Origin of the sequence: Virgisporangium aliadipatigenens (assembly GCF_016863615.1) — a bacterium.
In the GTDB taxonomy this organism is placed as follows: Bacteria; Actinomycetota; Actinomycetes; order Mycobacteriales; family Micromonosporaceae; genus Virgisporangium; species Virgisporangium aliadipatigenens.
The window spans coordinates 160,179-178,132 of record NZ_BOPF01000002.1; the positions used below are offsets into that span (position 1 = coordinate 160,179).

Here is a 17,954-nt window from a genome sequence, read left to right on the forward strand (position 1 = left end):
CCCCGCCCGGCGGGCCGGCCGGGCGGGACGTCACCGAAGGATCGGCAGCGCGGCGGCGGATCCGCGAAGAACCGCGTCTTGTTTGAGGGTGGGTGTGCGCGGTATGCCGGTGAGATGGGCACCAGCACCGAGATCGAACGAAAGTACGAGGTCCCCAACGGCTTCCAGCTACCCGACCTGGCCGGCGTCGCCAGCGTGACGGGCGTCGGCGACCCGGCCGAGCACAGCCTGGACGCCACCTACTTCGACACGCCGGGGTTGACCCTGGCGAAGAACCGGATGACGCTGCGCCGGCGCACCGGCGGTCACGACGCGGGCTGGCACCTGAAGCGGCCGGCCGGTGCGGACCGCTCCGAGACCCGCGTTCCCCTGGGCAAGAACCCCAAGAGCCCGCCCGGCGCGGTCGTGAAGCAGATCCGCGACCTGGTCGGCGGGGACGTTCTCGCCCCGGTCGCACGGATCCGCACCCGCCGCGTCGAACGTCCGCTCCGGGCCGCCGACGGCGCGGTCCTCGCGCTCGTCGCCGACGACGTGGTCACCAGCGAGACACCGGGCGACGTCGCGCTCGTGCAGCGCTGGCGGGAGATCGAGGTCGAACTGGTCGACGGCCCGCGCACGCTTCTCGACGCCGTCGACCGCGCCTTGCGCGCGGCCGGTGCGCGGCCGGCCCGCGACGTCAGCAAGCTCGCCCGCGCGCTGGGCGACCGGCTGCCGAAGCGGGAGAAGGAGCCGACGGCGAAGCCGGAGCAGCGGCCCCTGCCGGACACGCCGCTCGCCAGGTACCTGGACGCGCAGCGGGCCGCCATCGCGCAGCACGAACCGGGTGTGCGCGCCGGCGACCCCGAGTCCGTGCACAAGATGCGGGTGGCGACGCGACGGCTCCGCTCGACGCTGAAGACGTTCAAGCTGAAGGCGGAACTGGACGCGGAGCTGAAGTGGCTCGCGGACCGGCTGGGTGCGGTCCGGGACGGGGACGTCCTGACCGAGCGCCTGCACGCGGCGATCGACGCGCTGCCGCCGGAGAACGTCGTCGGCCCCGTCAAGGCCCGCATCCGCGGCACGCTCGCGGCGCAGACGGCCAAGGGCCGGGAGGAACTCAACGCCGCGCTCGACAGCGACCGCTTCCGCCGCCTCGTCGCGGCGGTGACCGCGCTGCCGCACGCGAACGGCACCGGCGACCCGAGAACCCGCGTCCGCAAGGCGGTCCGGCGGGCCGACCGGCGCCTCGACGCGGCACGGCGGGCCCGACGCGACCGCGACGAACGCCTGCACGACGCCCGCAAGGCCTACAAGCGCGCCCGCTACGCGGTCGAGGTGCTCGAACCGGCGGCCGGAAAGCCCGCGTCCCGTCTGGTGGAGCGGCTGACCGAACTGCAGGACACGCTCGGCGCGCACCAGGACTCGATCGTCGCCGGGAAACTGCTGCGCCAGCACGGCATGCGGGCCCACGCCGCCGGCGAGAACGCCTTCACCTACGGCATCCTGCTGGCCGAGCAGCGGCACGCGGGCGAACGCAGCCTCGCCGAGGTTCCGCGGGTGAGCCGGAGGGCGGGCAGCGCCAAGGTGCGCAAGTGGCTCACGAGGTGAGGCCGGCCGCCAGGGCCAGCAGGCCGGCCTGGGTGCGGTTGTCGCAGTCGAGCTTCAGCAGCAGCCGCGACACGTAGCCCTTCACGGTCGCCTCGGACAGGTGCAGGCGGCGTGCGATCTCCTGGTTGGAGCGGCCGGCGCCGAGACAGCCGAGCACGTCGACCTCGCGTGCGGTGAGGCCGAGGCCGTCGAGGCGTTCGCGCGCCGCGTGGCGTCGCACGCGGGGGTCGAGGAGCCGGTGCGTGGCGGCCGGCGACAGCACGGTGTGTCCGGCGGCGGCCACCCGGACCAGGTCCACGAGATCCTCGGGCGCGGTCGACTTGAGCAGGAACCCGACCGCGCCCGCGCGCAGCGCCCGCAGCACGTACTCGTCCACGTCGAACGTCGTCAGCGCCACGACGCGCGGCGCGGCCGGGAACGTGACGATGCGTTCGATCGCGGCGAGGCCGTCGACGCCCGGCATCCGGATGTCCATCAGCACCAGGTCCGGCCTGTGCCGCAGGACCGCCTCGACGGCCTCGCCGCCGTCGTACGCCTCGCCGGCCACCTCGATGTCCGGCGCCGCGCCGAGGACGGTGCGCAGGTGCGCGCAGACGAGGCGTTCGTCGTCGACGAGCAGGACCCGGATCACGGGCGGGTCCCCGTCGGCACGTAGACCGGCAGCGCCGCCCGCACGGCGAAGCCACCGTCCACCGTGGACCCCGCCGCGAGGGTGCCGCCGACCACCTCCACCCGGTGGCGCAGCCCGGCGAGGCCCGAGCCGCCGCCGGTCACCGCCGGATCCTTCGCCCGCAGGGGTTTCGTGTTGCGCACGGTCGCGCGGACCCCGTCGGGTCCATAGTGGACACTGATGTCCACGGTGGAACCGGGTGCGTGCTTGAGCGCGTTCGTCAGCGACTCCTGCACGACGCGGTAGAGGGTGCGGCGCACCGTCGGGGCCACCACGGCGGCATCGCCCTCCTCGGCCAGCCGCACGGGTAGGCCCGCGGCGCGGGAGTCCTCGACGAGGGCCGTCAGAGCTGACTCCGGAGAGGTCCCGGTCGACCCGGGGTCCGGGACGGCTCGCCGCGGCCCGCCGCCGGCCGGGCGAGGGGTTCGCAGCACGCCCACCACGTCGCGCAGTTCGGCCAGGGCCTGGCAGCCGGCGACGCGCAGTTCCTCGGCGGCGGTGCGCACCGCCGGGTCCGAGGACGCCACGCGCAGCGCGCCGGCCTGCAGCACCATCAGGTTGATCCGGTGCGTGACGACGTCGTGCATCTCGCCGGCGAGGCGGAGTCGCTCGTCGGCGCGGGCCTGCTCGGCCAGGAGGTGGGCGCGCCCGGTCAGCTCCTGGACGAGCTGCCGCCGGGAGCGCACGTACAGCCCGAGCAGGGTCGAGAGCAGGAACAGCAGCGGGCCGGAGAACGGGTCGTCGATCGCCCAGGCGCGGGCCCCGACCAGCCAGCACGCCACGGTCGTCAGCAGCACCGCCCAGGAACGCCACCGCACGCCGCCGTGCACCACCACCGCGTACGGCGCGAGGATCGCCGCCCAGGCCGGCACGAGCAGGCTGAGCGCGGCGATCGTGAGGGTGGCGGCGTGCGGGCGGGAACGGCGCCACAGCAGCGCCCCCGCCGCCAGCAGCTGGGCCGCCACGTACACCCACACCGGCCCGGCGAGGTGCTTGGTGTCGTGGCCCGGGGACCCGATCTCGCGCGCCGAGCCGGCCGCCGCGGCGCACAGGACGAGCGCGGCGTCGAACGCCCACGGAGGAATCCGCCGGCGGTCCATCCCTGCAATCTAGCCGCCGCGGATAGGGTCCACATGCGACGAAAGTAGGTAACCGGCGCCGTGGAACGAGCAGAACGCATCGTCGAACTCGACGCGCTGCGCGGTGCGGCACTGGCCGGCATCGTCATGGTCAACATCGTGCAGCTGACCGGCCTGCGGCGTCCGGACGGGCCGGCGGCCGCACACCCCACGGCGTTCGTGTGGGAACTGCTCTTCCTGCAGCGGCCGTTCCCGGTCTTCACGTTCCTGTTCGGGGTGAGCTTCGCGCTGATGCTGCGCACCGCGTCGCGGTTCGTGCTGCTGCGCCGGCTGCTGTGGCTTGGCGTCATCGGTTTGCTGCACAGCCTCCTCCAGCCGAACGAGGTGCTGCGGCACTACGCGGCGTTCGGCGTCGTGGTGCTGCTGCCCGCCTCGTACCTGCCCCGCCGGTGGGTCCTCGGGCTGGGCGCCCTGCTGCTGGTGCCGGCGATGATTCTGCACGGCATCTGGATCATTCCGGGGCTGTTCCTGCTCGGGGCGGCCGCCGCGGGCTACGGGCTGCCGGAGCGCCGCGCGCTGGTACGGGCGTTCGCCGTGGCGCTGCCGGCCGCCGCGATCGTGGGCCACGAGCAGTACCGGCACGGCGTCGGCCCGTCGGCGTACCCGTGGACGCTGCCCGCGGGGCTCGTCTTCGCGTTCCTCTTCGTGGTGGGCTTCCTGCTGGTGGGCCGCCCCACGCACGCGGTGCTGGCGCCGATGGGCCGCATGGCGCTGACGAACTACGTCCTCGCGTCCGCGCTGATCCTGGGCGCCGACGCGACGTTCCACATAGGACAGAGCGACGGGTACGGCCGCGTCGTCGCGGTCGGAACCGGGATCGGCGTCGCGCAGGCGCTGCTCAGTCTGCTGTGGTTGCGGCACTTCCGGCACGGGCCGCTGGAGTGGCTGTGGCGCGGCCTCACCCTGTGGCGGGTACCGCCGATGCGCCGATAGCGAGCGGGGCGGTCGGCGGCCCGCCCCGCTCGCCCGCTACCCGCTCCGGCCCGGGGACGGGCTCGGTGACGCGGGCGGCGGTGCCTGCGCCAGGGATGCCACCGTCGCCTCGTCCAGCGTCGGCGGCAGCTTTCCGCCGAAGCCACCGGCGAAGACATAGCCGCCGCCCTCGACCACGTAGATGCCGTCGTCGCCGGTGATACCCAGGGGCCGCGCCGGGTCGCTCTGGTCGGGCCGTACGAACAGCAGGTACGTCCGGTCGACCCGCATCAGCTGCGACGTGTCGGGTGAGGGCGTCCGATCCGTACCGAGCTGCCGGATCTCGAACTGCGGCGGTGGGGTGTCCCCGCCGACCACCGTCGTCACCGACACCGTGGTGATCGTCATCGGGAAGCCGTCCCGCTCGCCGGTGCGGCTCGCCGTCGCGCGGGCGAGGATCACCGACCTGCTGTCCCGGCGCAGGGCCGCGAGGTCGGTGTACCGATGGACCCGCGTCACCGCGATCGGTCGGTTCGTCGTCGCCGCCTCGGGACGGTCCTCGGCGCAGGCCACGAGGGGGAACGACGTGATCGCGAGCAGGCCGACGAGAAGCGCGTGACGCGCGGGACGTCCCATCTCAGTAGATGGCGTTGACGCCGTTGATGTCGTCCTGCTTCGGCCCCCCGGACCAGCCGCACTCGTCGTAGGCCTTGTCGATGTCGACCTCCATGAGGACGAGGTTGCATCCGGCGTGGTCGACGTGGGCGAGGCCCAGCGCGTGGCCGATCTCGTGCATGATGATGACCTCACGCTTTGCCGGGGTTTCGAAGTCGGTGTAGTACCGGTTGAACCACGCGACGATCGTCGTGTCCCAGGTCTCGTCGCTGCACGAGTAGACGTGCGGGAGCCGCTGGCTGGTGTCGAGGATGATCCCCTTGAACACCAGCTCGTTCCACTCGGCACCGAAGTTGCCGTCGCTGACGCGGATGTTGGCCCCGCTGGTCACCTTGGTCAGGTTGAACTGGGTGCTGGCCGAGTTCCAGTGCTCGACGGCCCGGTTGGCGGGGACCGAGTACTCGGACCGGGTCGTGGAGTCCTGCCACTTGAGATTCCCGGTGGTGAAGTTGCAGTGGAGGAGCTTGTAGGCGGAGGCCGGCGCCGCGGGTACCAGTGCCATCGCGGCACCACACAGCAACGCGGCCATCCCAGCCAAGATCTTCTTCACGGGCGTCCCTTCCGTCGGGTGCTGCAAGGTCATCACGAGATCTCCCGTCCATCAATGTGTGCAACTGCCTCCCGTACTGCCCCAAGCGCACCTGACCTGCGTGAACGCCGCCGACGCGAGGGTATCGGGGGGTGTGTGGCGCACACCTAGGCTGCTGTCGCAGCCAATCGGGGGAGGGGCCTGATGTCGTTCGAAGACGGCGGACCGGTGGAGATGATGCCCGTGGGGTCGCTGACCCTCTCGGGATCGCCCCGCCTCGACGGCGAGAACTCCGCACACGTCAGGCTCCTCGCGGGTTCGGACGCGCCGCTGCCGCCGATCGTGGTGCACCGCCGCACGATGCGGGTCATCGACGGGATGCACCGGCTGCGGGCGGCGGTGCTGCGCGGCGACCGGCTCATCGCGGTGCGGTACTTCGACGGCAGCGACGACGAGGCGTTCCTGCTGTCGGTGCGGGCCAACATCGCGCACGGGCTGCCGCTGTCGCTGGCCGACCGGCGGGCCGCCGCGAAACAGCTCATGACGCGCTTCCCGACCTGGTCCGACCGGGCCATCGCGGCGGCCGCCGGACTGGCCGCGCCGACCGTGTCGGTGCTGCGCCGGGCGGCCGACCCGGCGGTGCGCGACGTCGAACGCCGGGTCGGCCGCGACGGCCGGTCCCGCCCGTCGGACCCCGCGGAGGGGCGGCGGCTCGCCGAGGAGTTCATCGCGCGGCACCCCGACGCGTCGCTGCGGGAGGTCGCCCGCGCCGCCGGCATCTCCCCGTCGACCGTGCGCGACGTGCGCAGGAAGCTGCGCGGTTCGGAGGAACCCGGCGCGGAGCGGGCCGACCGGCCGGCGCCGGCCGACCGCGCACTGCTGGTGGAGAGCCTGCGCAACGACCCGTCGCTGCGGTTCAGCGACGCCGGCCGCAGCCTGCTGCGCTGGCTGGTGCCGCGGGCCACCGGCGCGGAGGGCTGGGACCGGGTCACCGAGGAACTCCCGCCGCACGCCCTCTACCTGCTGGCCCGCATCGCCCGCCAGTGCGCCTCCGAGTGGTGCGACGCCGCGGACCGGCTGGACGCCCGGCTGAACGCGATGCCCTGAGCGCGCGGAAACCGTTCGACCGTAAGGACTTTCAGTTGGACGCGAGCCGCGAGCGAACCGCGTCGGCGACCGGGTTGTCGAGATCGGTGAGGATGCGCAATGCCTCCCGCCAGTCGGCGGCGCCCGACGCGCCGGCCGCCTGGGCGTTGTCGCCGAGCCGCACCAGGGTCTCCGCCTCGTGATAGCGGTCGCCGATCTCGCGCAGCAGGGTGAGGCCACGCTGATAGCTCCGCGCCGCCTCGGCGTACCGCCCGAGATGGTGCTGCGCGAGGCCGAGCGTGTCCCACGCGTGCGCCTCGCCCTCCGGATTGGCGATGGCCCGGTTGGACTCCAGGGACTCGGCGCACCAGGCGAGCGCCTCCTCCGGGCGGCCGAGGTGGATGTGGCACCAGGCGACGGCGTTGAGGGCCTCGGCCTCGCCCCACCGGTTCCCGGCGGCGCGGAAGAGGCGCAGGGATTCCCGGACGTGTTCCAACGCCCGGTCGAACTGGCCGGAACGCTGGCTGACGAAGCCGAGGTTGTGGTGCGTCTGCGCCTGGCCGGCGAGGTCGCCCGCGTGCGTGAAGCGTTCCAGGGCGAGCTTGAAGTGCTTGCGGGCGGCGTCGAACTCACCCAGCCGGGCGTGGCCGCCGGCGATGTTGCGCTGCGCGTGCGCCTCGGCGAGGCCGTTCTCCAGGCGGCGGGCCGCGTCCAGCCCGGCCTGCCACACCACGAGCCGGTCCGTCCAGCGTCCTCCCCGGTTGAGGAACGTGTCGAGCACCCACGCCAGCTGCCACAGCCGTTCGTCCGACGCCGCCCGGGGGAACTGGCGCATCGCGGCCAGCAGCGGTCGCAGGTTGACCTCCAGCCAGGCCATCGACTGGCGGGCGTCGGCGAGCGGGTCCACGGTGGTGCCCGTAACGGCGGGGCGCAGCGGGATCGGCATCGGGTCGCGCGCCGGGTGCAGGTGCCGTTCGGCGGCGTGCGCGGTGTGCACGTAGTGGTCGAGCAGGCGGGCGACGGCGGCACGGCGTTCGGGCTCCGGCTCGTGGGCGTCGACCAGCTCGGCCGCGTGCGCGCGCAGCAGGTCGTGGGTGCCGAACCGGCCGGGTCGTAGCTCGGTGAGCAGGTTGGCGTGGGCCAGTTCGGCGAGCAGGCGGCGGGTCGTCGTCAGGGACAGGCCGGCGAGGCTGGCCGCGGCCGACGCCGTCACCTCGGGGCCGGGGTGCAGGCCGAGCAGGCGGAACAGCCGCGCCGCGGGAGTGCCGAGCGCCGCGTACGACCACGAGAACACCGCCCGGACGCTGGCGCCGGCGTTCCAGGTGTCGAGGGCGTCGAGGCGTTCGCGGCTGTCGGTCAGCTCGTCGGCGAGGGTCGACAGGTCGAACCCGGTCTGCCGGGCCCGCGCCGCGGTGATGCCGAGCGCCAGCGGCAGCCCGGCGCAGGCGCCGACGATGCGCTCCGCCGCGTCCGGCTCGGCGGCCAGCCGTCTGCGGCCGATGCGCCCGGCGAGCAGTTCGCGCGCGTCGCCGGTCGGCATCGCCTGCAACGCCACCGGATGCGCGCCGTCGAGCGCGACCAGGGCGCTGAGCAGGTTGCGACTGGTCACCACCGCGAACGCCGTCGGCGTGCCGGGCAGCAGCGGCCGGACCTGCTCCGCGTCGCGGGCGTTGTCCAGCACCACGAGGACGCGCTTGCCCGCCACGAGGCTGCGGTACAGGCCGAGCTGCGCCTGGAGCGTGGCCGGGATGCGGCCGGGCGGCACACCGAGGCTGTCCAGGAACCCGCGTACCGCCTCGGCCGTCGCCATCGGGCCGGCGTCGTCGAACCCCTGCAGGTTGACGTACAACTGCCCGTCCGGGAACCGCGCCGCGACCCGGTGCGCCCAGTGCAGGGCGAGGGCGGTTTTGCCCACTCCGGCCGTTCCCCCGATGGTGGCGATGACGACGGCACCGGGGTGACGGCCGGACTCGGCCAGGAGGGCGTCGAGCCGCTCCAACTCGGGCCGGCGCCCGGCGAAGGCCGCGATCCCGGCCGGCAGCTGGGCCGGGACGAGCGGCGGGGCCTCCGGCAGCGCGGCCCGCAGCTCCGGCCCGGGTGCGATGCCGAGTTCCTCGGCGAGCCGCGCGCGGATGCGCTCGTAGGCCTCCCGGGCGGCGGCCTGCTCGCCCTGGCCGAGCAGGGCCCGGACGAGCCGCTCGTGCAGCCCCTCGTGCAGCGGCTCGTCGTGGGCGGCCCGTTGCAGGAGGGGCACGGCGCGCTCGGGCTGCCCGGCGCCGTCGGCGCCGTCCGCGAGGGCGAGCGTGGCGGCGACGCGGCGCCGGTCCAGCGCGACCAGGGTCGGGTGGTGTCCGAGCCGGTCGCGCAGGTCGGCGAGTGCGGGCCCGCGCCACAGGTCCAGCGCCTCCTCGTAGCGGGCCTGTTCCAGCATCCGGTCGAACGCCGCCAGGTCGAGCCGGTGCTCGTCGAGCCGCAGCCGGTAGCCGCTGTCCTCGGCGACGAGCGCGTGCCCCGGGGCGCCGGCCGGCCGCTCCGGCTCGATGAGGGCCCGCAGCCGCCCGATGAGAACGTGCACCTGATGGCGGCCGGTGCGCGGCGGATCCTCGCCCCACAGCGCGTCGACGATGTCGTGCACGCCGACGGTCTGTCCATTGTGGACGGCCAGCAGGCCGAGCAGCTGCCGCTGCCGCGCGGAGGTCACCGGGACCGGCTCGTCGTCGCGCCGCACCACCAGCGGCCCGAGAACGCCCAACCAGAAGCCGCTGCGCGCCGGGCGCACGGCGGCCAGGAGCGCGTCCCGCTCGGCGGCCGACATGCCGACGGCGTCCGCGAGCCGCTGCACGGAACGGGCCCGGGGACGCGCCCGCCCCTGCTCGATGTCCCGCAGGCTGCGCAGGCCGACGCCGGCGCGCGCGGCCAGTTCGCGCTGCGTCAGCCCGGCCCGCAGCCGGTGTTCGCGAAGCGCCTCGCCGACGCTGTTACCGGGCATTGTCGCCGATGCTAACGACGTGAAACGGGGTTGTGCGTTCTCCGCCGAGGCTGCCCGAAATGTCGCCGCGCGCCCGTGTCGACGCACGCACGCACGGTGCCGGCGACGTCAGGCGGCCTGGAAGATCGCCCGTTCCACGCGGTCGAGCGCGGTGTCGAAGGGCCACGCCGGCACCACGGGCACCCCGGCCGCGCGGGCGGCGGCGGCGAGTGCCGCGCCGTGCAGGACGCTCACCCGGGCCCGTTCCGGCTGCGGCCCGGCGTCGGGCTCCCGGCGCAGGTAGTTGGCGGCGATCCGGTCCTCGTCCGGTTCGCCGATCACGACCGCCCCCGCGCCGTCGATCCCGGCCACGAGGTCGGGCGTCAGCCAGTCGCCCTCCATGACGACCCTCTGCCGGAACGTCACATGGTCGGCCACCACCGCCCGAAAGCCCGGCGCCAGCGCGGCCGAGACGGCGAGCAGGTGTGCCACGATCTCCTCGGGCGGCCGGCCCATCGCCGAGCGGTGCAGCACCGGGTGGCTCTGCGGGGTGGTGAGCGCGAGCAGTGCCGTCACGACGTCGTCCGCCTCGGCCAGCGGCACACCCCAGCGCATCGCCAGGGGCCGGGCGACGCTCGTCTTCCCGACGCCCGACGCGCCGCAGATCAGCGTGACGACCGGCGGGTCCACAGCGGACACCCTACCGGCGGCCACCGACACCCGCCCAGCGTCTGAGCGACTCGACGGCCCCGTCGTAGGCGATCCCGTACACCTTCCGGAACGCCTCCGGATTGTCCACAGTGGACAGCATGTGATGCGCGACGTCGGCACGCCCGATGAACAGGCCGCCGCGCACGTTCCACTCCTCGACCACCCGGTACCGGCCGGTGAGCGGGCGGTCGAGCAGGCGCGGCGGCCGGGACACGGTCCAGTCGAGGTCGCTGTCGCGCAGCAGATCCTCCATGAGCGCGAGATCGGCGTAGTACCGCCGGAAGAAGAGCTTCGCGAGCCGCGCGGCGGTGTGCCGCAGGACGAACCCGTCACCGGGGTTGTGCCTGGGTGGATCCGGCCGCCCGGGCGAGGCGACGGTGCCGACGGAGGCCGCGCTCACCACCACGATGCGTCGCACGCCGGCGACCCGCATGGCGTCCACGACGGCGCGCGTGCCCCGCAGTGCGATACCGGTCTCCTCCACCGAACGGGCACCGAGCCCGGAGAGCACCGCGTCGCAACCCGCGAACGCCCCCGCCAGCGTGGCCGGATCGGCGGCGGAAAGGTCCACTGTAGACACCGGACCGTGCGGGCGCGGCAACCGGCGCGGGTCGCGCACGACGGCCGTCACCTCGTGCCCGGCGGCGACGGCCTGCGCGTAGAGGTGCCGACCGATCCCACCGGTCGCACCGATCACGGCGAGACGCACCGCCTCATGATCGCCGGAACGGTCAAGCCGGGGGACGCGGCGCGCACCCGGGGCTCGTAGGGTGGCCGGATGCGGCAGGCGTTCTGGATCGACGAGCACTTCGACCGTGAACACGCGTCCGGCGAACGCGGCCGCTACGCGTCCGAGGTGCGGCTGCGCCTGGACGAGTTCGCGGCAGCGTACGGCGACATCGCGCCGGTGACCTTCGCGGTCGTCGCCTGGCGCCTGGCCGTCGGCCTCCAGCCGGGCTACGTGCGCCAGCACCCGCGCATCCTGTCGGCGATCTGCTCCCGCAACTCCTGGGACGGCGGCCTGACCTGCGACATCACGCTCGTCTCGCCGTGGCCCGCGCAGCTGTCGCGCGGCCGGCACTGGGACCGCGACCGGGGCTGGCAGGACTGGCCGCAGCTGTTCGGGCAGTACGTCGACCCGTCCGCGCGGGACCTGACGAAGCGGCCGCACGTGCGGGCGTCGCTGCTGGTGCAGGCGCCGGTGCGGCTCGACGACCTGCCCGCCGCGCCGGAGGGGCCCTACCCGGAGGCGGTCGAGCAGGCGGCCCGGCGGGCGGTGGGAGTGCTCGTCCGCGAGCTGAACGACCTCATCGACCCGATCGTCGAGCAGCTGGAGACGGACATTCCGGCCGATTCCTGAGCCGGTTCAGTGGGCGGTGCGGGTGCGTCGGGCGGCGACGTAGCGGCGTAGTGCTCGTCGAGCAGTTCGAGGCGGACATTCCGGCCGATTCCTGAGCGGGTTCAGTGGGCGGTGCGGGTGCGTCGGGCGGCGACGTAGCGGCGCATCTTCGCGGCGGCCCCGCAGTCGTCCATGCTGCACCAGCGGCGGCTGCGGTTCTTGCTCTCGTCGAGGAAGAGGAAGCTGCACCCGGCGCAGCCCTTGATCCGCTCCAGCGGCCCGGTGGTGAGCAGGTGGAGCGCCGCGTGCACCACCGGCCGCAGCGGCCGGCCGGTCGTCCGGTCCTCCCGCCAGCTCCAGACGAACGCGTCGCCGCGTGCGAGCGACGCGTGGCGCAGCGCGTCCACCCCGTCGTCCCGCAGGCGGGCCAGCGTGGCGGCGCTCGGCTCCCGTCCCGCGGCCAGCGCCCGGAACGTCCCGTCGAGGTGGTCACGCGTGCGCAGGGCCCGCGCGAAGGCGGCTGCGGTCCCGGCCCCGCGGTGCAGCGGCGCGGCCTCCGCTTCGGTCAGCGCACCGGCGTGAACGGCCCAGGCGAGCAGCTCCGGATAGCCGGTGAGCGCGTCGTCGTCCGGCGGCCCGTCGGGTGGCCCCACGCGGGTGTTGACGAAGTCGAGGGCGAGGTTGCCGCCCACGAGTCGCATCCGCGTCACGTCCCCGGTTGTTTCCATCAAAACGAACTTTACCAGTTGACGGCGCGCCGCTAGTGTTTCCGGCATAAGGCGATTAGGGGGTAACACCGATGGGGCGGATCCGGGCAATGGGAGCGTTGATCGGGCTGTGCGGCGGGACGTTCCTCTACACGACCGCGGAGGCGCTGCCCGTCGGGCTTCTCCTGCCGATGGCCACCGACCTGGCCGTGTCGCCGGCGCGGGTCGGCGCCCTGGTGACCGCGTACGGCGCGGTGGTGACGGTCGCCTCGGTGCCGCTGGCGGCGCTGGTGCGCGGGGTTCCCCGGCGACGGCTGCTGACGGCGATGCTCGCCGGCTTCGTGGCCAGCAGCGCGGTCACGCTCGTCACCGACACGTTCGCGCTGGTGCTGGCGGCCCGGATCGCGACGGCGGCCACGCACGCGCTGTTCTGGGCGGTGGTGGTGCCGGCGGCGGCGGAGCTGTTCCGGCCCGGGGCGCGCGGGCGGGTCGTGGCGCTCGTCTTCGCCGGCGGCAACGTCGCGCTCTTCCTGGGCGTGCCGCTGGGCACCTGGCTCGGCGAACGCGCCGGCTGGCGGGCGGCGTTCCTGGCGATGGCGGCGGCCGGAGCGGTCGTGCTGATCGTCGTGGCCGCGCTGCTGCCCGCCACGCCGCCGGAGGAGGGGCACGCGGCCCGCGGCGAGGCGCCGGACGGCCGCCGCTTCGGGCTCCTCGTGGCGGTGGCCGCCGTGACGACGACCGGTGCCATCGCCGCCTACACGTATGTCGCGCTGTTCGTCACCGAGGTGAGCGGGTTCGCCCCGGCGGCGGTGGCGGCCGTTCTGGTGGCGCGCGGCGTCGCGAGCCTGCTCGGCGTCGGCGTGGTCGCGGCGGTGGTCGACCGCGGCCCGTGGACCACTATGGTGGGGACCGTCGCGGTGCAGGCGGTGGCGCTGGTGGGCCTCTTCGCCGCCGGCCGGCAGCCGTGGGCGGCGGTCGCGCTGATCGCGGTGGCGGGGCTGGGGTTCGCCGGGTTCACCGCGACGCTCGGCGGTCTCGTGCTGCGGGTGGCGCCCGGGCGTTCGGATCTGGCGGGCGCCACGGTGTCCGCCGCGGTCAACGTCGGTATCGCCGGCGGGGCGTTCGCCGGCGGCCTGGTGCTACCCGGACACGGTCCGCGCGGCGCGGTGCTCGTGGGGGCCGTTCTGGTGGGGATCGCGCTGGCGTTGGCGCTGTGCGAACGCCGCCTCGACCGCGCGCCGGCGCCTCAGGCGACCCGGCCGCGTTCGGCCAGCCATACCAGCCCGTCCGCGATCGCCGCCGGGAACGCGTCCGCCAGCACGTCGCGGTCGAGCACCTCGCGCCGCACCCGTTCCCACGCCTCGTCCGGGACGTAGGGATCGCGCAGCCTCCGTCTCACCGCGACGACGTCGTGGCCCCGATGACGACGACCGGCGACCGCTTCATGCACTACCGCACCGAAGCGGGCCCGCCACCGCGCATCGCGCGATGTGCCAGGGCATCGACCTGGAGCAGGAGATCGCTCGGCGGTAGGGAGAGGTCGAGCGGGTAGTGCATCACGTCGATCTCGGTGTTGCGGATGCGCCGGGGAACGGCGGGTGTCGTGCCCTGGGCGTAGACGAGCCAGCCCTCGTTCAGGCGTAGGGCCGTGCAGTAGGCGAGCATCTGGTAGACATCGGTGCCCGGGTAGCCGGACGAGAGGTGCTCCAACTTGTACTTGGCGTCGAAGACGGCAGCCGGTCGGCCGCCCACGACGTGCACGACATCGGGCCGGATGCGCACGGCGCGACCGGTGTCGAGGTGCGCCTCGTACTGACCGTCGGTCCGACCCGGAAACGTCGCCAGGGCCTCGCGCAAGGCTGTGGTGACGAAGTCCTCGAAGGCCTTGGCCATGTTCACGACGAACGACGCCGTGGTGACCTCGCCGGGTCCCGGTTCGGTGGACTGGTTGCGCAGGACCAACTCGGCCAGCCGTAGTGCGGGAAGGTAGCGGGCATTGAGTCTGCTCGGCCGGTACGCGGGCCGGATCGCGCCGTGCGGAAGCACGCTGACGCCGTCGAGTCGACCGTCCAGATGGGACAGCCGGGCCCGCGTGCCGGCCGGCAGCCGGGGCACCGCGAGCATCCGCCGAAGTGCGGTCCGCAGAATCCGGTTCTCGGCGATGTCCGTGGCGTATTCGTCGAACTGAAGCTCAACGGGCAGTGGCAGCACCGCCCGGCGGGCGAACTGGTCGGCGAACCGGATCCGGCCGCGAACCAGGGGCAGCGCCTCGTCGACGACGACATATCCCTGGAGAACGCCCGGTCCTAGCGCACGTTCGGCCTGCCGGATCAGCCCCTCGGCCAGTGCGGCCCACAGTTCGGGCTCCGGCCGCGCGGCGACGTCCTCCGGCCGAAACCCGGGGTCCGCGGCGTATCCGAGCAGGAAGAGCAGTCGGGCGATCCCGACCTTCGGCCGGACCTCGACGTCGAGCCCGCCGATCCGCACGGCACCGACCCTGCCGGCGGGCATCACCCGCCACCGTCCGCCGCCCTCCGGGCGCAACTCGACCAGGCCGGTCGCGGTCAGCGCCGCGACCTGGGCGTCGTCCAGCCGCCGCAGGGCGCCGACTTGGTCGAGTTCGGCGATGCTCACCGGCGGGTCACCGGTCACGGTTCGTCCCGTGGTGCGCCGACGCGGGACCGGATGGCGGCCAGGCCGAACCGGTCGCGGATCTGAGTTCTGCTGAGCCGGCCGTAGTAGTGCTCCTCCAACAGCGGCATCACGTCGTGCCGCCACACCCGCTCGAGCGCAGCGTCGCCGTCGAGGTTCGGCCTCATCAGGTAGGACGGCCCGATCTTGAAATCGTGGTCCTCCTCGCCGATGGACTCGTTGAGGGCGGCCAGCAGTGCGGCGCGTTCGTCGCCGGGCCTGTCGTTGGCGGCGAGCCAGTTGCGGAGGACGTCGCGGACCGGCTCGTCGTCGGGGTGCAGTTCGACGAACGCGAAGCGGCGCCGGACGGCGGCGTCGACGAGCGCGATCGAGCGGTCCGCCGTGTTCATCGTGCCGATGATGAACACGTTGCGGGGCAGGTGGAACGCCTCCGACGGCGAGTACTGCAGCCGGATCGTGGCGTCTCGGTACTCCAGGAGGAAGTACAACTCGCCGAAGACCTTGGCCAGGTTGGCCCGGTTGATCTCGTCCACGATCAGCACGTAGGGACGCCCGGGATCCTCGCGTGCGGCGGCGGCGATCTCCCGCAGCGGACCGGGTTGCTTGGCGAACGCGACGGTCCCGCTCTCGGCACCCTCGACCGGGCGGAATCCCTCGAAGAAGTCCTCGTACGCGTAGGAGGGGTGGAACTGCACCAGCCGTACCGCGTCACGGGCTGCGACGTGTGCGGCGAGTGCCCGTGCCAGGTATGTCTTTCCGGTACCCGGCGGCCCGAACAGGACGATCTGTGAGCGTTCTCCCCACAGGTCGATGAGGTCCTGGAGCCAGGAACGGGCCATGTGCAACCCGTTCGCCAGTTCCTGCGTCGCGGCGGTCAGCACCGGGACGGCGGCGGTGACGGCGTCGCCAGGCTCGACCCGGCCTTCCGACGTCGGTTCGGTATCGACCAGCGCGGACAGCACCTCCAGCGCGCCCGTCAGATCGACGACCGCGCCGGGCTGGTCCAACGCCGCCGGCAGCGGCTCGGGCAGCATGTCGACGGGCAGCGGCGGGGTCGTCAGCCACGTCGTCGGGCGCCGCAGCCGAGCGCCGCCGTCGGCCATCTCGTATTCCGGTTCGCCGTCGAGCACGCCGAGACGGAGGCCATCCTCGACCAGGGTGGCGACGATGTCCTCGCTCTCCATCTGGGACAGGAAAGCGTGGTACTCGTTGGTCAACGCGACCCGTTGGGCATAGTCGTCGTGTTGATAACCGGTGGCCACCGCGGCACGGATCTGCGCCTTCGACGCTCCCGGTGACACGTTGCCCAGGTGGTGCGCGGCCAGCGACACGAACGATCCTGCACTCCATCGGCCGGCCAGGTCGGGCGAGCCCGGACGGGACCGCACAAGCCAGGCACGGCGTTCACCGGGCACCCGATCGGTCTGTGTGCTCCACTGCCCGACGAACGGCGCCTGGTAGTAGTCCACCGGCTGGGACGCTTCTTGTTGCAAGTGGACGGTGATCTCGAACAGGTCCCTGTTGAGGTCGCCGGTCAGCGGCAGCGACGCCTCGCCGAACGCGTTTCGGATGGCCTTCTTGTGCGCCATGTTCAGGATGGGCAGGAAGTGCGTCGGGAAGCCGAGATAAAGCAGTTCCTCCCGGAGCGAGGGCATGACCCGGTATCGGTATATCGTCTCTTGCCAGTCCCACGGGCCGGTGAAGGCCCGTTCGCGCTGTTCGGCGGGCAGTGTCCACCAGTCGCCCAGCAGCTCTACAGCGTCGATGAGCCACTTCCACAGCATGGTGTGGGCGCCTGCGCCGCCGCCCCAGGTGCCCTGGTCGAAGGCGGCCACGACGTGCGCGGGGATCGCGACCGGCCGGCCCATCCAGCCCAGCACCGTCCGGACCCGGTCATGGAACGTCGCGGCTTTCAGGTTGAGCAGCGGCAAGCCCTGCAACGTCAACAACTCGGCCGCCAACTGGACGGCGTCGTCCGACGCGTCGGAGAGCTGGCGCTCGAGCTTGACCATGAACGGGTCCGCGCCGGTGTCGAGTCGGCCGTTGTAGCACCGGTGCAGATCCTGCGTGGTCGCCGCGGTCCACACCGCGCGCTCGGGCGTGAACAGCGACTGCCCGCGCCGCATGCCCTGGTCGATCAGCTCTCGGCCCACTTCGCGGACCAGGTTGTCGTGACGCGACGGGATGATGACGGCACTGTCGCTCATACGCCTGGATGTTAGGGCCTGGCGGTCGCGGCGCACGGCCGTTCGGTGCCGCAGGGGTGAACCGGCGGGAACGCGGCCCCGGCGCCGATCGCCGGCCGATAGCCTCGCGCCACCTGACACCCGCCCGTGGGGAGCGCCGAGATGACGATCGCCCGACGCCTGGCCGCCGTTCTGGTCGCCACGGCGGTGCTCGCCGTGGCCGCCCCGGCACCCGCGCACGCCGCCGACGAACGGGTCCCCTTCGAGGGTTCGTCGCTCGGCCGCTCGTACGCCGCCGGCACCTATGCGCGTGAGGACGCGTTCGAACTCGGCGTCAACACCCTGTTCAAGTACCACCAGACGATCACCCGGTGCGGTGCGAGCGTCGCCATGCTGTTCGCCCCGGCGGGTCCGGTCGGGCTGCTCATCCGGCAGGGGCGGGCCATCCGGGCGGCCGGCTCCGGCGCGCGGGCCGCCGAGGCGGCCAACACCGCGCGGGTGACGAAGCTGGTCGAGATCACCGACACGGTGTACGGCGCGCTGGAGACGTTCGGCAGCGGGACGTCGTGCTCGGCGACGGTCGGCATCGTCCGGGCGCTGGCCAACGTGGCGGTGGCGGTCGGGGTGAGCGAGGTGCGCTCGTCGTCGTTCTACTTCCGGGACGGCAGCTCGGTGCTGGTGCGCTCGTGGGCCCCGAACGAGTGCACGGTGCGGCTGTGGACCGGGCGGACGAAGGCGGCGGCGCGGTCGTTCGGCGACACCTACCGGTGGCTGTGCGACCGGCACGGCTGAA

The 17,954-nt window shown here is 73.5% G+C and carries 16 protein-coding genes; 6 read left to right on the plus strand and 10 right to left on the minus strand.

Annotated features, from left to right (window positions below; genetic code table 11):
• Nucleotides 1–114: 114 nt before the first annotated feature.
• Nucleotides 115–1,587: a CYTH and CHAD domain-containing protein gene (locus tag Val02_RS01330; protein ID WP_203896971.1), complete on the plus strand. Its 1,473-nt coding sequence runs from the start codon at nt 115–117 to the stop codon at nt 1,585–1,587.
• On the opposite strand, the gene Val02_RS01335 is transcribed toward Val02_RS01330, so the two are convergent.
• A complete protein-coding gene (locus tag Val02_RS01335; protein WP_203896972.1) occupies nt 1,577–2,218 on the minus strand; it encodes a response regulator in 642 nt (213 codons plus the stop codon). The two genes, Val02_RS01330 and Val02_RS01335, sit on opposite strands and share 11 nt — an antisense overlap.
• Nucleotides 2,215–3,357: a sensor histidine kinase gene (locus tag Val02_RS01340; RefSeq protein WP_203896973.1), complete on the minus strand. Its 1,143-nt coding sequence runs from the start codon at nt 3,355–3,357 to the stop codon at nt 2,215–2,217. Before Val02_RS01340 ends, Val02_RS01335 begins: the two co-directional genes overlap by 4 nt.
• Nucleotides 3,358–3,417: 60 nt before the next feature.
• Here Val02_RS01340 and Val02_RS01345 point away from each other — a divergent pair, with 60 nt between their 5' ends.
• A complete protein-coding gene (locus Val02_RS01345; RefSeq protein ID WP_203896974.1) occupies nt 3,418–4,329 on the plus strand; it encodes a DUF418 domain-containing protein in 912 nt (303 codons plus the stop codon).
• Between the two features lie 36 nt (nt 4,330–4,365).
• On the opposite strand, the gene Val02_RS01350 is transcribed toward Val02_RS01345, so the two are convergent.
• Together Val02_RS01350 and Val02_RS01355 are read right to left on the minus strand one after the other, a co-directional pair.
• On the minus strand, nt 4,366–4,944 hold the full coding sequence (locus tag Val02_RS01350) for a hypothetical protein (RefSeq protein ID WP_203896975.1): 579 nt from the start codon (nt 4,942–4,944) through the stop codon (nt 4,366–4,368).
• Between the two features lies 1 nt (nt 4,945).
• Nucleotides 4,946–5,485, minus strand: coding sequence for a matrixin family metalloprotease (locus Val02_RS01355; RefSeq protein ID WP_203896976.1), 540 nt, complete (start codon nt 5,483–5,485; stop codon nt 4,946–4,948).
• 231 nt (nt 5,486–5,716) lie between these two features.
• Between Val02_RS01355 and Val02_RS01360 the strand changes: the two genes are divergently transcribed.
• Nucleotides 5,717–6,619 (plus strand): ParB/RepB/Spo0J family partition protein, encoded by a 903-nt coding sequence (locus tag Val02_RS01360; RefSeq protein WP_203896977.1) that lies wholly within the window; start codon nt 5,717–5,719, stop codon nt 6,617–6,619.
• 31 nt (nt 6,620–6,650) lie between these two features.
• On the opposite strand, the gene Val02_RS01365 is transcribed toward Val02_RS01360, so the two are convergent.
• From Val02_RS01365 to Val02_RS01375, 3 genes are all read right to left on the minus strand, one after another.
• Nucleotides 6,651–9,587: a BTAD domain-containing putative transcriptional regulator gene (locus tag Val02_RS01365; RefSeq protein ID WP_203896978.1), complete on the minus strand. Its 2,937-nt coding sequence runs from the start codon at nt 9,585–9,587 to the stop codon at nt 6,651–6,653.
• A gap of 108 nt (nt 9,588–9,695) precedes the next feature.
• Nucleotides 9,696–10,256, minus strand: coding sequence for a hypothetical protein (locus Val02_RS01370; RefSeq protein ID WP_203896979.1), 561 nt, complete (start codon nt 10,254–10,256; stop codon nt 9,696–9,698).
• A 10-nt stretch (nt 10,257–10,266) separates the two neighbouring features.
• A complete protein-coding gene (locus Val02_RS01375; RefSeq protein ID WP_203896980.1) occupies nt 10,267–10,986 on the minus strand; it encodes an NAD(P)-dependent oxidoreductase in 720 nt (239 codons plus the stop codon).
• 69 nt (nt 10,987–11,055) lie between these two features.
• Here Val02_RS01375 and Val02_RS01380 point away from each other — a divergent pair, with 69 nt between their 5' ends.
• A complete protein-coding gene (locus tag Val02_RS01380) occupies nt 11,056–11,637 on the plus strand; it encodes a hypothetical protein (protein ID WP_203896981.1) in 582 nt (193 codons plus the stop codon).
• Nucleotides 11,638–11,738: 101 nt separating this feature from the next.
• Here Val02_RS01380 and Val02_RS01385 read toward each other — a convergent pair whose 3' ends face one another.
• Nucleotides 11,739–12,344, minus strand: a complete 606-nt coding sequence (locus Val02_RS01385; RefSeq protein ID WP_203896982.1) for a CGNR zinc finger domain-containing protein — start codon at nt 12,342–12,344, stop codon at nt 11,739–11,741.
• Between the two features lie 89 nt (nt 12,345–12,433).
• Here Val02_RS01385 and Val02_RS01390 point away from each other — a divergent pair, with 89 nt between their 5' ends.
• On the plus strand, nt 12,434–13,699 hold the full coding sequence (locus Val02_RS01390; protein ID WP_203896983.1) for an MFS transporter: 1,266 nt from the start codon (nt 12,434–12,436) through the stop codon (nt 13,697–13,699).
• Nucleotides 13,700–13,772: 73 nt separating this feature from the next.
• Here Val02_RS01390 and Val02_RS01395 read toward each other — a convergent pair whose 3' ends face one another.
• On the minus strand, nt 13,773–14,975 hold the full coding sequence (locus tag Val02_RS01395; RefSeq protein ID WP_203896984.1) for an McrC family protein: 1,203 nt from the start codon (nt 14,973–14,975) through the stop codon (nt 13,773–13,775).
• Nucleotides 14,972–17,218 carry an McrB family protein gene (locus Val02_RS01400; RefSeq protein ID WP_239151363.1) on the minus strand — a complete coding sequence of 749 codons (2,247 nt, stop codon included), beginning with the start codon at nt 17,216–17,218 and terminating at the stop codon, nt 14,972–14,974. The genes Val02_RS01395 and Val02_RS01400 overlap by 4 nt, the downstream gene beginning before the upstream one ends.
• A 105-nt stretch (nt 17,219–17,323) precedes the next feature.
• Between Val02_RS01400 and Val02_RS01405 the strand changes: the two genes are divergently transcribed.
• Nucleotides 17,324–17,953 (plus strand): hypothetical protein, encoded by a 630-nt coding sequence (locus Val02_RS01405; RefSeq protein WP_203896985.1) that lies wholly within the window; start codon nt 17,324–17,326, stop codon nt 17,951–17,953.
• Nucleotide 17,954 lies beyond the last annotated feature (1 nt).

What these genes read in the sequence shown, in the direction of transcription:
- Val02_RS01365 (WP_203896978.1), bottom strand. Translation starts at nt 9,587, where the DNA reads ATGCCCGGTAACAGCGTCGGCGAGGCGCTTCGCGAACACCGGCTGCGG.
- Val02_RS01380 (WP_203896981.1), top strand. Translation starts at nt 11,056, where the DNA reads ATGCGGCAGGCGTTCTGGATCGACGAGCACTTCGACCGTGAACACGCG.
- Val02_RS01340 (WP_203896973.1), bottom strand. Translation starts at nt 3,357, where the DNA reads ATGGACCGCCGGCGGATTCCTCCGTGGGCGTTCGACGCCGCGCTCGTC.
- Val02_RS01390 (WP_203896983.1), top strand. Translation starts at nt 12,434, where the DNA reads ATGGGAGCGTTGATCGGGCTGTGCGGCGGGACGTTCCTCTACACGACC.
- Val02_RS01350 (WP_203896975.1), bottom strand. Translation starts at nt 4,944, where the DNA reads ATGGGACGTCCCGCGCGTCACGCGCTTCTCGTCGGCCTGCTCGCGATC.
- Val02_RS01355 (WP_203896976.1), bottom strand. Translation starts at nt 5,485, where the DNA reads ATGGCACTGGTACCCGCGGCGCCGGCCTCCGCCTACAAGCTCCTCCAC.
- Val02_RS01385 (WP_203896982.1), bottom strand. Translation starts at nt 12,344, where the DNA reads ATGGAAACAACCGGGGACGTGACGCGGATGCGACTCGTGGGCGGCAAC.
- Val02_RS01360 (WP_203896977.1), top strand. Translation starts at nt 5,717, where the DNA reads ATGTCGTTCGAAGACGGCGGACCGGTGGAGATGATGCCCGTGGGGTCG.
- Val02_RS01405 (WP_203896985.1), top strand. Translation starts at nt 17,324, where the DNA reads ATGACGATCGCCCGACGCCTGGCCGCCGTTCTGGTCGCCACGGCGGTG.
- Val02_RS01330 (WP_203896971.1), top strand. Translation starts at nt 115, where the DNA reads ATGGGCACCAGCACCGAGATCGAACGAAAGTACGAGGTCCCCAACGGC.